Here is a 12,230-nt window from a genome sequence, read left to right on the forward strand (position 1 = left end):
CGCGCGACCGGATCGTTGCGCTCCCGTGAGGTGGGAGGCGGATCGGCCCGCGGCGACGCTGGCAGGATGGAAGGCATGGTGACCCTGCTGCTCGATTCGACGCAGCTCGAGGTCGTGCTCTCGCCGACCGAGCGGGCTCTGTCGTTCCGCAAGACCAACATCGTCGTGCCCCGCGAGCACATCGACCGGGTGCAGTTGACCGACGACGCGTGGACCTGGATCCGCGGAGTGCCGAACCCCGGCATCAACCTGCCCGTGGCGGTCGGCGCGGGCACCTGGAAGTCCGCCGGGGGCAACGACTTCGTCATCATCCGCGGGCGCAAGCCCAGCGTGGTCGTCGACCTCGCCGGTCACGACGAGTTCGAGCGGCTCGTGCTCACCACCAAGCACGGCGTGGCCCTGGTCAAGGCGCTGCGTCTCGACGTGGCATCCGAGCCCGAAGACGTCGCCGACATCGTCGCCTGAGAGACCTCGGCGGGTGTCGCGCGGTGCGCGCTGGCCCGCGCTCGCCCCGGCCCGCGGTTGCGCCGACCCGCGCTCGCGCTTTCGCGCCCCGCACGCCTCGGCGATCGAGTGTCCGCGACCGCCGCTCCGCTCAGCCCGCGAACTGCGCCACGGTGTCCCACGCGAGCTTGACGATCAGGATCGACAGGGTCACGAGGAACACGATCCGCACGAAACCGCTGCCGCGACGCGTGGCCATGTGCGCCCCGATGAACCCGCCGGTGATGTTCATCACCGCCATCGCGAGGCCCAGCGCGAGGAGGATCTCGCCGTGGACGCCGTAGACCACGAGGGCCGCGAGGTTGGTGGTGAGGTTCGCGATCTTGGCGTTCACGCTGGCCTGCAGGAAGCCGTAGCCCAGCACGCCCACGATGAGGATCACGAAGAACGACCCCGTGCCGGGGCCCAGGATGCCGTCGTAGAACCCGACCAGCAGACCGATCGCTCCCGCCCGCCAGGCGACGGCGGCGCGGGAGTCGTGGCGCGGCGCGTGCTCGAGGCCCATCTTCGGCTTGAACAGGGTGTACAGGGCCACGGCCACGACGGCCACCAGCACGATCGGGGTGAGCACCTCGCGCGGGACGAACCGCGACAGGGCTGCTCCGGCGGTCGAACCCCCGTACGCTCCCGCCACCAGGGGGATCAGCAGCACGAGCTGCACGCGGATGCGGCGGAGGTACACCCCGCTGGCCGAGAGGGTCCCGAAGAACGACGACAGCTTGTTGGTGCCGAGGATGAACGGCGTCGCGACGTCTTTCGGCACGCCGATCACGAGCGCGGGGAGCTGGATCAGCCCGCCCCCGCCGACCACGGCGTCGACCCAGCCGGCGACGCCCGCGGCGACCAGCAGCAAGACGAGGGCGCCCACCGAGACGGGGAGCCACTCGGCGATCACCGGTCCATCGAGCACGATTGATTCTCGCCGCTGCGGGCGACGGCGGCAAAAACCGCCGGGTCAGTCGATGTCGCGTCGCCAGGTGGTGAGCAGGCCGATCGCGAGCAGCACCACCGCGTAGCCGAGCAGCACGAGGCCGCCCGCCCACCACTCGAGGGTGCCGCCGCCGGCCGTTCCCATCGCGCCGAAGATCGTCTGCCCGACGAGGGCGTCGCTCGCGGCGCTCGGGAACCACTTCACGACCTCGCCGAAGCCCTCGACGACCCCGCCCAGGGTGCGGATGATCGGCTCGATGAACAGCGTCACGGCGAGGACGATGACGATCGCGGCGACCTGGTTGCGCACGACCGTGCCGACGCCGATGCCGACCACCGCCCACAGCGCGAAGGCCAGCAGCATCCGGCCTACGAGCACCCAGGTGTCGGATGAGGTCAGCGCGGCGTCGATGCCGAAGATGCTCAGCACCCCCGCTCCGGTCGCGATCGCGGCGAGGGAGCCCAGGATGCCGTAGAGCACGCCGACCAGGATGCCGACGGCGAACTTGCCCAGCAGCACGACGCCGCGCCGCGGCGTCGACAGGAAGGTCGGGGTCAGCGTCTTGTGGCGGAACTCGGTGGTGACCATGAGGGTTCCCACGAGGAGGGGGAAGACGTATCCCACCGCCGACGCCGAGCTGTAGATGAGCGGGGGCACTCCCTCGGCCGCCAGGGCCGGACCCGACGCTCCGGTGAGCCGGCCCGAGGCGACGCCGCCGAAGACGAAGGCGAGCACGCCCGCGGTGAAGGCGACGTAGACGACGAGGACGATGCCCAGCACCCACCACCCGGCGGTGGTGAACTGCTTCGTGTACTCGGAGCGCGTGGCGGCGAGCAGCGTCATCGCGAGACCTCCTGCTCGGCGCGGACGTGGTGGTCGGGGCGAGCCTCGTCGCGCTGTTCCTCGTCGGGCGCGGCGTCCCCGGGAACGGCGCCCCCGGGAACGATGTCGATGACACCCGTGGAGGCCACGGCGTACGAGGGGCGCGGGCCGGCGTCGCGTGCGTCGGGCGCGGGCGACGACTCCCGTGCGGCCGGGGCGCCCCGGGTCGCGGCGGGGGTGATCACGGCGACGAGGGCCGTCGAGGGGCGGTGCTCGTCGACCACGCGATCCGCGGTGACGGGCGGGGCCATCGGCGCGGCGGTCGACGCCGGCTCCTCGTCGGACGCCGTCGGTGAGGGTGTCGGCGGGGTCGCGGCATCCGTCGTCTGCTCGTCCGCCGGGGCCACGGCGGCGGCCGCTTCCGGTGCCGCTCCTCCCGCGCTCGCGTGCACGCGCACGCCGCTGACGAGTTCGAGGAAGATGTCTTCGAGGCTCGCGCCCTTGCTCTGCAGGTTCGACAGCGCGATGCCGGAGCCGGCGGCCAGGGCGCCGATCTCGACCGGCTCGTGGTGACGGATCGTGAAGCCGTTGCGCAGCAGCTGATAGTCGATGCCGCGCTCGTCGAGCAGCCGCGACAGCGCTGCGCGGTCGGGGGAGTCGACCACGGTCGCATATTCGTCGGGGTCGGCGAGGTCTTCGATCCCGCCCTGGAACACCAGGCGGCCGCGCGAGATGATCAGCAGCGCGTCGACGGTCTGCTGCACCTCGGCGAGCAGGTGCGAGGAGATGAGCACCGTGCGTCCCTCTTCGGCGAGGTGGCGCAGGAGCGAGCGCATCCAGCGGATGCCCTCCGGGTCGAGGCCGTTCGACGGTTCGTCGAGCACGAGGACGCCCGGGTCGCCCAGCAGGGCCGTGGCGAGACCGAGGCGCTGGCGCATGCCGAGCGAGAAGCCGCCGACGCGGCGTCCGGCCACGTCGGCCAGGCCGACGAGCCCCAGCACGTGATCGATGCGGGACGTGGGCAGGCCCGCCGCGCGCGCGTAGACCTTGAGGTGGTTCGCGGCGGAACGGCCGGGGTGGAAGCTCGACGCCTCGAGCGCCGCGCCCACCGTCTGCAGCGGGGAGTCGAGCTCGGCGAAGGACCGGCCCCCGATGGTCGCCCTGCCCGACGTGGGGCGGACGAGGCCGAGGAGCATGCGCAGCGAGGTCGTCTTGCCGGCCCCGTTGGGACCGAGGAAGCCCGTGACCTGACCCGGCTCGATGCGGGCCGAGAGATCGTCGACCGCCGAAACCGCTCCGAAGCGTTTGGTGAGTCCGGCGAACTCCAGCACCTGTCCGTCGGGCATCCGACACCTCTCGTTCGGCGGGCGTTTGCGTCCATCCTCCCCGATCCGAGGCCGAAAACGCATCTCGGCGCGTGTGTAACGTGGCACCGTGCACGCACAACGAACCGAGAACGACAGCGTCCTCGTGGGCGGCCGACGCGGCCTGGGCCACCTCACCCTCAACCGGCCCCGGGCGATCAACGCCCTCGACCTCGACATGATCCGTGCGCTGAACATCACGCTCGACCGCTGGGAGCGCGACACCGACGTCGACGTCATCCTGCTCGACGGCGCCGGGGAGCGCGGGTTCTGCGCGGGCGGCGACGTGCGGGCCCTGCACGAGATGGTCACGGGCGGCCGCGTCGACGAGGTGCACGCCTTCTTCCGCGAGGAGTACGCCCTCGACCACCGCATCGCCACCTCGCGCAAGCCCGTCATCGCCATCGCCGACGGCGTCTGCATGGGCGGGGGCATCGGTCTCGCCGGTCACGCCGCGATCCGCATCGTCACCGAGCGCTCGCGCCTGGCCATGCCCGAGACGCGCATCGGCTTCACCCCCGACGTGGGCGGTTCGTGGCTGCTCGCCCGGGCCCCGGGTCGACTCGGCGAGTACCTGGCCCTGACGGCGGGGACGATGGATGCCGCTGACGCGCTGTACGCGGGATTCGCCGACCACATGGTGCCCACCGCCCACCTCGAGGCGCTGTACGAAGCGCTCGAGAACCGCGCCGACCCCTCGAGCCCGACCGAGCTGGTGCTGCTGTTCGACGAGAGTCCGGAGCCCTCGCGGCTCGAGGCGGCGCGGGAGTGGGTCGACGACGCCTTCGCCGCCGACGACGTCCCGGCGATCATCGACCGCCTGCGGGCTCGGCCCGAGCCCGAGGCGCGCGAGACCGCCGACCTTCTCGCCGCGTCGGCGCCCACCGCGCTCGCGGTGACGCTCGAGGCCGTGCGCCGGGCGCGCGCGCTGCCGTCGCTGCGGGCGGCGCTCGCCCAGGAGTACGGTCTCGTGCTCTGGTTCGCCTTCACACAGCCCGACCTCGTCGAGGGCATCCGCGCGCAGGTCGTCGACAAGGACCGTTCGCCGCGCTGGTCGCCCGCCCGATGGGACGAGCTGCCCGCCGATCGCGTGGCCGCGGCCTTCGCCTACGAGCCGGAGCCGGCGCTGTGGTGACCGGTCCGGGGTCGACGGCGGGAGCGATCCGGCCATGACCCCGCCGCGGCGCCGCTGGTCGTTCGGTCGAGCCCTCGACGGGTTCTTCTTCGTCTTCGCCGGTCTCGCCGCGATCTGGCTCGCGTACCTGAGCTTCACGCAGTCGTTCTCGCTCGGATGGGGCGGAGTGGTCATGGCGGTCGCCTTCTGGCTGCTGCTCGCCTACCTCGTACTACCCCGCCTGCATCGCATCCTCACCGCGATCTACGTCCCCGATTATTTCATGGGCCGCACGCGCACCTCCGACGGGCTGCTGGGCGATCCGGTCAACCTCGCCTTCCTGGGCGAGCGGGAGCAGGTCGAGGCGGTGATGGCGGGGGCGGGGTGGATCCCCGCCGATCCGGTCACGCTGCGCTCGTCGTGGCGGATCGTCACCTCGACGCTGCGACGCCGCAGCTACCCGCGCGCTCCGGTGAGCCCCCTGCTGCTCTTCGGTCACGTGCAGGACCTCGCCTACCAGCAGGAGGTCGCCGGTTCGCCCGCGCAGCGCCATCACGTGCGCCTGTGGAGGTGCCCCGACGGGTGGCTGCTGCCCGGCGGGCGTCGTGTCGACTGGCTCGCCGCGGGGACCTTCGACCGCGCGGTGGGGCTGTCGCTGTTCACCCTGCAGGTGACGCATCGCATCGACGCCGACACCGACATCGAACGCGACCACATCGTCTCGACCCTCGAGCCGCTGCCCGGGGTCGCGGTCGACGTGATCCGCGACTTCTCCACGGGCTATCACGCCCGCAACGGCGGCGGCGACAGCATCTCGACCGACGGTGACCTGCCGATCATCGACGTGCGCGGGGTGGATGTGCGCGCGGTGGATGTGCGCGCGGTGGCCGCGCGCGGCGACGACGTGCGGGGCGTCGACCTCCGGGAGTCGGGGGAGACGGCGGATGCCGCGCCCCGCCCGCGCCGGAACCGGGAGGGCGCGTGAGCCCGCGGCATCCGGACGAACGGCACCCGGACAAGAGGGCGGCGTTCGAACCCCTCGCCGCGCCGATCGCGGCGGATCCCGCGATGCCGCGGCCCGTCACCACGGTCGCGGGTGGGGTGCTCGTGCTCCTGCGCGCGGTCACGGCGCTCGCGTGGGGCCTCACGGTCGTGATCGACGTGCCGCCGTGGGTGCATTCCCTCGCGGCGCTCGCGACCGGCGAGCTCGACGTGCCCTCGTCGGCCGCTGCCTACGACGTGAGCGATGCGGTCTTCTTCGCGCTCGTCGCGACCGTCGCGGTGGTGCAGCTCGTGTTCGGCATCCTGGTGCTCCGGGGGAGCAACGCGGCCCGCGTGATCGTGATGATCTCGTCGACCCTGACGATCCTCGCGTCGTTCGCGGCGTGGTGGGACGGGTCGTCCGACATCACGATCCGCACGACGCTCATCACCCTGGCGCTCGACATCCTCGTGCTGCTGGCGCTGTCGAGCCGCAGCGCCGCCGCGTGGGCCCGCCGCGGCGATCGACGGCGACGGCGACGGCGGCCGTGACGGCGTCGGCGAGGGCGGCTCGGGGGCTGTGCGCCCTCAGCGAAGGCACGGCGGATTCCGGTCGGCGTACAGATACCGGCGGCTAGCCTGGAATCGCCGCGCCCCGCGGCGGAACGGAAGACGCACGTGTTCGACAGTCCCATGTCGTCCTCGGCATACGAGGTGCTCCGCGTCGCGGCCGACATCGATGACGACGGCCTGCGCCGCGCCTACCGGGTGCGCCTGCGCGAGACCCATCCCGACACCGGCGGCGACGCCGCCCTGTTCGTGCAGGTGCAGCGGGCGTGGGAGCTGGTCGGAACGCCCGAGGCGCGCAGCGCCTACGACCGCGGCCACGGTACGGCGTCGGCGTCCCACGATTGGGGCGGGGTGCCGTCGGCATCCGCCCCCTCCCGTCCGGCCGACACGCGCCCGCGCGCCCGCTCGCACGGGCAGCCCGGGGGCTGGCGTCGTGAGCGGTACCTCGGCCTCATCCGCGAGTGGGTGGGCCGCGGTGTCGACGTCGCCGACCCGTACGACCCGGCGCTCGTGCGCTCGGCGCCGCCCGAGATCCGGCACATCCTCGCCGACGCGCTCGCCGAGGAGGAGACCGCGCGTCTGGTGTCCGAACTGGGCATGGGGTACACCGTGTGGCACGACGTGTTCGCCGACCGCGACGGCATCGACCCGGAGCAGAAGATCGACCATCTCGTGCTCGGCCCGAGCGGCCTCTACGCGATGCTGAGCGAGGACTTCGGCGGTCCCGTGGGCGTGCGCCGCGGCGAGATCACCGGCCCGAACGTGATCGGAGCGCCCGTGACCGAGCTCGTCTCGCGCGCCCGGGTGGTGGCTCGCGCCGCCGGAGTGCGGTTCAGCGGCGCGATCGTCGTGCTTCCCGACGACGACGTCTTCGACGCGATCACCGAGCTCGGCAAGGTGCGCGGCACCCCCGTCGCCCTGGTCACGCGCAGCGCGCTGACCACTCTGCTGCGCCGCGGCATCACGGGCGCGCGCGAGGTCGGCGGCACCGAGCTGTTCGACATCCGGACGCGCCTGCAGCAGCGCGTGCGGCACGTCTGAGCGCTGGCCGTCGTCCGTCGGCGTGCCTAGGGTGGGGGCATGAGTTCCGACGAGACCTCGGATGCCACGGCATCCGACGAGATGAAGCGCAAGTTCAAAGAGGCTCTCGCGAAGAAGAACGGTCAGCAGCGGTCCGGTCAGGCGCACCTCGACGGTCACTCCGCGGTGCAGGGCACGCACGCCGCCGTGACGAAGCGCGAGTTCCGCCGCAAGAGCGGCTGATCCTCCACCCCGCGCGAGTCGCCGGAAATCGTCGCCTCCGGCCCGTCCGAAGCGACCGATCATGGCGACTCGCGCGCGGTGCGGTCAGCGCAGCGGCGCCTCGAAGAACGCCAGTTCCAGGGCCATCGACCGGTCGTAGGCGGTGGCCATCGCGGCGTGCTCGGCGGGGGATGCCGCCCGGGCTGCCGCATCGGCGATCGTCGAGGCCTCTCGTGACGACGCCGCGAACGCCTCGTCCGCGTAGGCGGTGAGCCAATCGGCGTAGGCGTGGTCGGCGTCGAACGTGCCGCGCAGTCGTGCGCCGATGTCGGTGTACAGCACGAAGCACGGGAGGATCGCCGCCACGAGCACCGCGTACGATCCCGCGGCCGACGCGGCGAGCAGGTGGGCGGTGTAGTCGAGGGTGGATGCCGCGGGTGTCAGCCCCGTGGGATCGACGTGCGACTCGTGCAGAGCCGCCTCCTCGGCGAGGCACGACACCGACGCCGCGGCCCAGAACCGCTGCTCCGCGACCGTGGGCGCGAGGGCCGCGGCCCGCGCGAGCACCCGGGCGTACTCGCGCAGGTACAGCAGGTCCTGACCGAGGTACCAGGTGAACGCGGCGCGCGGGAGGGTGCCGGATGCCAGGCCCCGCACGAACGCGCAGGCGTCCACCTGCGCGCGGGTCGGTGCCGCGGCATCCCATCGGGCGGCGCTCCACGACGGGGTGAGGTCGATGTGCGGTCGCAGCTCGTGCAGGTGGTCGATGGGGCCGTTGCCGCGGCCCACGTGCAGGGCCTCGGCGTGCTCGAGGGCGCCCGTCAGCCAGGCCTTGGCGCGCTCGAGGGCCTCGGACCAGGTCAGTCCGTGGGCGGCGAGGGTCGCCATCGCCGACGACAGCGAGCAGCCAGTGCCGTGCGTGTGGCGCGTGTCGACGCGGCGGCCGGCGACCGCGTGCACCCCGCTCGTATCGACGACGGCATCCGGGCTGTGCGCGCCGTCGAGGTGGCCGCCCTTGAGCAGGACGGTCGTGTCGGCGCGCGCGGCGAGGAGCTGCGCCTGGGCGACGGCGGCGTCCCAGGTCGTCGCCCGGGGCTGCGCCACCAGCACGGCGAGCTCGGGGAGGTTCGGGGTGACGAGATCCGCGCGGTGGCAGAGGGCGCGCACGGCCTCCTCGGCCTCGGGATCGAGCAGGCGGTCGCCGCTCGTGGCGACCATCACCGGGTCGAGCACGACGATCGGCGGCTGCACCTCGACGAGCCACGCCTCGACGTGCGCCACGACCTGCGCGGAGCCCAGCATCCCGATCTTCACGGCGTCGATCTCGACGTCGTCGCTGACCGCGCGTAGTTGCGCGTCGAGGAACGCCGTCGGCGGCACGTGCACCTCGCGTACGCCGAGGGTGTTCTGGGCGACGAGGGCCGTGACGACCGCCATGCCGTACCCGCCGAACGCGGCGATCGCCTTGAGGTCGGCCTGTACGCCGGCGCCGCCGGTGGGGTCGGTGCCGGCGATGCTCAACACGCGCGGGCTGACGCCTCTGCTGCCCGTGTCCTGGCTGCTCGTGTCTCGGCTGCTCGTTACCTGGCTGTCCGTGTCTCGGCTGCTCGTGACCTGGCTGCTCGTGACCTGGCTGCCCGTGCCCTGGCTGTCCGTGCCCGGACCGCTCATGCCCCGGCCGCCCAGGCGGAGCGGATGTCACGGACGACGGCGCCGGGATCGTCGGCACCGCACACGGCGGACACGACCGCGACTCCGGCCGCCCCCGCCTTTCGCAGAGCGGCGACGTCGTCGACACCGATCCCGCCGATCGCGACGCAGGGCAGGGGCGTGGAGGTCGCGAGGGCCGCGAATCCGTCGACGCCGAGCGGTTGCGGGTGGTCGGGCTTGGTGGCGGTGGCGCGGATCACGCCGACCCCGAGGTAGTCGACGGTGCCGGCGGGCAGCGACGCGGCCGCCGCGAGGTGGGCGGGCGTGTTCGCCGTCCACCCGACGAGCGCGTCCGGCCCGAGGAGCGCGCGGGCGACGTCGACCGGCAGGTCGCTCTGACCCAGATGGATGCCGTCGACCCTGGCTCCGCGGTCGCGGGCGGCGAGCACGACGTCGAGGCGGTCGTCGACGACGAACGCGCACCGTCCGGCGACGACATCGGCCAGGTCGAGGGCACGGGCGAAGAGTTCGCCACCCGTGGCGACCTTGTCGCGCAGCTGCACGACGGTCACACCCGCGGCGACGGCGTCGTCGACGGTGTCGCGCAGTCGCGCGAAGGGCACGCGGTGGTCGGTGACGAGGTGCAGCGCGAGGTCCCGGCTCATCGCGCGGTCCCCGCGCCCTCGGCACCGGTTCGTTCCGTCCGAATGTCGACCGACCGGAGATCGGTCGGTTCGAGCGCGGCCAGCTCGTCGAGGAAGGCGACGGCGAACGACCCCGGACCGCGCGAGACGGATGCCGCCCGCTCCGACGCGATCGCCCAGACCGCGCTCGCGGTGATCGCGGCATCGAACGGCGTGGTCACCGCGGAAAGGGCCGCCATCGCCGCTCCGAGCGCGCATCCGCCGCCGGTGACCCGGGTGAGCAGGACGCTGCCGCCGGTGACGCGCGCGGTGCGGTCGGCATCCACGATGAGGTCGACCTCGCCCGACACGGCGACGGTGGCACCCGTCGCGCGGGCCAGGGTGCGGGCCGCCTCGAGAGCGTCGTCGGGAGAGTCGGTGGCATCGACTCCGCGGCCACCGGAACCCGCTCCGGCGAGGGCCAGGATCTCGGAGGCGTTGCCGCGGATGATCGACGGACGTGCGGCGAGCAGGTCCCTCGCGAGCGCGGTGCGGACCGGCAGGGCGCCGACGGCGACCGGATCGAGCACCCACGGCGTACCCGCGCCCACAGCCTCGCGGGCGGCATCCCGCTGCTCGGCGGTGGGGGTGCCCAGGTTCACCAGCACTCCGCCCGCGATGCCCGCGAACAGGCCGGCCTCGCCGGGGATGTCGCACATCGCGGGGGCGGCGCCGAGGGCGAGCAGCGCGTTGGCGGTGAAGTTCGTCACCACCGCGTTCGTGATGCACTGCGTGAGCGGCGCGGCTCGGCGCAGGGCCTCGAGGCTCTCGGCGGGGGTGGACGGAGACGACGACGTGCGAACGACCATTCGCGACATCCCTTCGCTAGTACGAACTAGATCAGGTTCGACGGGTGTGTTCTCAGCCCCGGTGGGCACCCCGTGTCACTGCGGGCGACGCTAGCACAGCGGTGTGCGGGGCTGTGTCGGCAGGGCCCCGCGGCATGGCAGCGTGCGGGTAAGGGGTGCAGCTGTGCACCGGGGGTGCGTCAGGTGGCCAGGCTCACGGCGGGGCGAGGAGGCGGGGTGCGGGCGGGAACGCGTGCGGTTGCGGTCCGGATTCCGGCTCAGAAGCGGGCGGAGAACCCGCCGTCGGTGTGCAGCAGCTGGCCGCTGATCCACCGGCCCGCGTCGGAGAGGAGGAACGCCGTCACCCCGGCGATGTCGCGGGGCGTGCCGAAGCGGCCGAGCGGGTGGTATCCGGCGAGGCCGTCGCGGGTGTCGTCGTCCATCCAACCGGTGTCGATGGGTCCGGGGTTCACGACGTTGGCGGAGATGCCCCGCGGCCCGAGCTCGCGGGCGGCCGAGATGACGATGCGGTCGAGCGCGCCCTTCGATGCGCCGTACGGGAGGTTCCCGGTGGTGTGATCGCTGGTGAAGGCGACGACCGCTCCTCCCGTCTGGTCGACCTGTCGGGCGAAGGCGGCGATCATCAGGAGGGTCGCGCGGGCGTTGACGGCGATGTGGCGGTCGAAGCTCTCCGCCGTCGTGTCGAGGATGCCGGACTCGACGCCGTGCGCGTGACTGAGCACGAGGGCGTGGATCGGCCCGCGTTCGTCCGACACGCGCTCGATCAGGCGCGTGGGTGCCGTCGGGTCGGCGAGGTCGCACGGGAAGTCACCGGAGTCGAGTTCGCTGGTGACGACGTCCCACCCGTCGGATCGCAGGCGGGGGACGATCCCGGCGGCGATGCTGTTCGCGCGTGCGGAGCCGGTGACGAGGACGAGGGGCATGGATGGAGGCTACGCCGTGGATGTGACGGCGGTGGGGCATCGGGCGGGAGGGCGTGGAGACGCCGAATCGAATGAGTGAAGTCGACCGTCAGCCAGCCAGCCCGCGAGTCGGGGTTCGTCGTGGCGATCATCTTCGACTCACCCGGCGCCACGCGGTTCAGTGTCCTCTTGCGCCTCCCGGCGTCCGCCGCCGCGCATTCTGTATCCGGCGCCCGTGTTCCTCTTGCGGCGTCCAGTCATGTACACCGCGGACGCACGGCCATAGATTTCGACTTGTGAAGCGCCTCTTGCAGTCCGAACCGTTTTGGTGGTGCGTGCTGCCGCTGCTCGCTCTCTGGTGGGTCGCTAGTTCAGTTGCGCTGGTCTTCAACGCGGGCAGAGGGATCGAGTGGTTCTATCTGACGCTATCGACCATCCTCATTGCGAACGGAATCCAGCAGCTCAGCACTATCCGTCGGGCGAAGCGAGCTAAGACGCTGGAGTGACGCCCCGCCCGGGGCGATCCCGGGGGATCGGTCCTGTGCGTCATCACTCAGCTGACGCTGGTGCAGGTTGAGTGGACGGACGCGGCTCCTTGAGGGGGGCCGCGGGGCTCCCGGCCGGGTCCGCGACGGTCGGGGCGCGCGAGCGCATCCCC

14 protein-coding genes and 1 riboswitch are annotated in these 12,230 nt (G+C 72.6%); of the genes, 7 read left to right on the forward strand and 7 right to left on the reverse strand.

The features are described 5' to 3' along the window. Nucleotides 1–66: 66 nt before the first annotated feature. Nucleotides 67–465: a hypothetical protein gene (locus tag FB047_RS15380; RefSeq protein WP_240752852.1), complete on the forward strand. Its 399-nt coding sequence runs from the start codon at nt 67–69 to the stop codon at nt 463–465. Between the two features lie 130 nt (nt 466–595). On the opposite strand, the gene FB047_RS15385 is transcribed toward FB047_RS15380, so the two are convergent. From FB047_RS15385 to FB047_RS15395, 3 genes are read right to left on the reverse strand one after another with little or no spacing between them, the layout of a single operon-like run. After that, nucleotides 596–1,414 carry a TSUP family transporter gene (locus FB047_RS15385; RefSeq protein ID WP_136588081.1) on the reverse strand — a complete coding sequence of 273 codons (819 nt, stop codon included), beginning with the start codon at nt 1,412–1,414 and terminating at the stop codon, nt 596–598. A 45-nt stretch (nt 1,415–1,459) separates the two neighbouring features. Continuing rightward, on the reverse strand, nt 1,460–2,278 hold the full coding sequence (locus tag FB047_RS15390; RefSeq protein ID WP_136588082.1) for an ABC transporter permease: 819 nt from the start codon (nt 2,276–2,278) through the stop codon (nt 1,460–1,462). Then, nucleotides 2,275–3,603, reverse strand: a complete 1,329-nt coding sequence (locus tag FB047_RS15395; protein ID WP_136588083.1) for an ABC transporter ATP-binding protein — start codon at nt 3,601–3,603, stop codon at nt 2,275–2,277. The genes FB047_RS15390 and FB047_RS15395 overlap by 4 nt, the downstream gene beginning before the upstream one ends. Nucleotides 3,604–3,691: 88 nt before the next feature. On the opposite strand from FB047_RS15395, the gene FB047_RS15400 reads away from it, so the two are divergent. From FB047_RS15400 to FB047_RS15420, 5 genes are all read left to right on the forward strand, one after another. Beyond that, on the forward strand, nt 3,692–4,756 hold the full coding sequence (locus FB047_RS15400) for an enoyl-CoA hydratase/isomerase family protein (protein ID WP_136588084.1): 1,065 nt from the start codon (nt 3,692–3,694) through the stop codon (nt 4,754–4,756). A 34-nt stretch (nt 4,757–4,790) separates the two neighbouring features. Beyond that, nucleotides 4,791–5,720, forward strand: coding sequence for an LssY C-terminal domain-containing protein (locus FB047_RS15405; protein ID WP_136588085.1), 930 nt, complete (start codon nt 4,791–4,793; stop codon nt 5,718–5,720). 83 nt (nt 5,721–5,803) lie between these two features. Next, on the forward strand, nt 5,804–6,268 hold the full coding sequence (locus FB047_RS15410) for a hypothetical protein (RefSeq protein ID WP_167494261.1): 465 nt from the start codon (nt 5,804–5,806) through the stop codon (nt 6,266–6,268). A 126-nt stretch (nt 6,269–6,394) separates the two neighbouring features. Further along, complete coding sequence (locus tag FB047_RS15415; protein WP_136588087.1) at nt 6,395–7,327, forward strand: DnaJ domain-containing protein; 933 nt, start codon at nt 6,395–6,397, stop codon at nt 7,325–7,327. Between the two features lie 39 nt (nt 7,328–7,366). Continuing rightward, nucleotides 7,367–7,549 carry a DUF5302 domain-containing protein gene (locus FB047_RS15420; RefSeq protein ID WP_136588088.1) on the forward strand — a complete coding sequence of 61 codons (183 nt, stop codon included), beginning with the start codon at nt 7,367–7,369 and terminating at the stop codon, nt 7,547–7,549. Nucleotides 7,550–7,633: 84 nt separating this feature from the next. On the opposite strand, the gene thiD is transcribed toward FB047_RS15420, so the two are convergent. The 4 genes from thiD to FB047_RS15440 form a co-directional block, all read right to left on the reverse strand. Beyond that, nucleotides 7,634–9,052 (reverse strand): bifunctional hydroxymethylpyrimidine kinase/phosphomethylpyrimidine kinase, encoded by a 1,419-nt coding sequence (gene thiD / locus FB047_RS15425; RefSeq protein ID WP_240752860.1) that lies wholly within the window; start codon nt 9,050–9,052, stop codon nt 7,634–7,636. 143 nt (nt 9,053–9,195) lie between these two features. Further along, the gene (gene thiE / locus FB047_RS15430) at nt 9,196–9,843 is read right to left on the reverse strand and encodes a thiamine phosphate synthase (protein ID WP_136588090.1); all 648 of its coding nucleotides are present in this window, start codon (nt 9,841–9,843) and stop codon (nt 9,196–9,198) included. Beyond that, the gene (gene thiM, locus FB047_RS15435) at nt 9,840–10,670 is read right to left on the reverse strand and encodes a hydroxyethylthiazole kinase (RefSeq protein WP_136588091.1); all 831 of its coding nucleotides are present in this window, start codon (nt 10,668–10,670) and stop codon (nt 9,840–9,842) included. The genes thiE and thiM overlap by 4 nt, the downstream gene beginning before the upstream one ends. After that, nucleotides 10,662–10,753, reverse strand: a riboswitch (TPP riboswitch). It overlaps the preceding gene by 9 nt. Before the next feature lie 174 nt (nt 10,754–10,927). Beyond that, the gene (locus tag FB047_RS15440) at nt 10,928–11,593 is read right to left on the reverse strand and encodes an SDR family oxidoreductase (RefSeq protein WP_136588092.1); all 666 of its coding nucleotides are present in this window, start codon (nt 11,591–11,593) and stop codon (nt 10,928–10,930) included. 275 nt (nt 11,594–11,868) lie between these two features. Here FB047_RS15440 and FB047_RS15445 point away from each other — a divergent pair, with 275 nt between their 5' ends. Then, nucleotides 11,869–12,078: a hypothetical protein gene (locus FB047_RS15445; RefSeq protein WP_136588093.1), complete on the forward strand. Its 210-nt coding sequence runs from the start codon at nt 11,869–11,871 to the stop codon at nt 12,076–12,078. Nucleotides 12,079–12,230: the final 152 nt, after the last annotated feature.

Origin of the sequence: Microbacterium hydrothermale (assembly GCF_004854025.1) — a bacterium.
In the GTDB taxonomy this organism is placed as follows: domain Bacteria; phylum Actinomycetota; class Actinomycetes; order Actinomycetales; family Microbacteriaceae; genus Microbacterium; species Microbacterium hydrothermale.

What these genes read in the sequence shown, in the direction of transcription:
- FB047_RS15380 (WP_240752852.1), top strand. Translation starts at nt 67, where the DNA reads ATGGAAGGCATGGTGACCCTGCTGCTCGATTCGACGCAGCTCGAGGTC.
- FB047_RS15390 (WP_136588082.1), bottom strand. Translation starts at nt 2,278, where the DNA reads ATGACGCTGCTCGCCGCCACGCGCTCCGAGTACACGAAGCAGTTCACC.
- FB047_RS15395 (WP_136588083.1), bottom strand. Translation starts at nt 3,603, where the DNA reads ATGCCCGACGGACAGGTGCTGGAGTTCGCCGGACTCACCAAACGCTTC.
- FB047_RS15405 (WP_136588085.1), top strand. Translation starts at nt 4,791, where the DNA reads ATGACCCCGCCGCGGCGCCGCTGGTCGTTCGGTCGAGCCCTCGACGGG.
- FB047_RS15410 (WP_167494261.1), top strand. Translation starts at nt 5,804, where the DNA reads ATGCCGCGGCCCGTCACCACGGTCGCGGGTGGGGTGCTCGTGCTCCTG.
- FB047_RS15420 (WP_136588088.1), top strand. Translation starts at nt 7,367, where the DNA reads ATGAGTTCCGACGAGACCTCGGATGCCACGGCATCCGACGAGATGAAG.
- thiE (WP_136588090.1), bottom strand. Translation starts at nt 9,843, where the DNA reads ATGAGCCGGGACCTCGCGCTGCACCTCGTCACCGACCACCGCGTGCCC.
- thiM (WP_136588091.1), bottom strand. Translation starts at nt 10,670, where the DNA reads ATGGTCGTTCGCACGTCGTCGTCTCCGTCCACCCCCGCCGAGAGCCTC.
- FB047_RS15440 (WP_136588092.1), bottom strand. Translation starts at nt 11,593, where the DNA reads ATGCCCCTCGTCCTCGTCACCGGCTCCGCACGCGCGAACAGCATCGCC.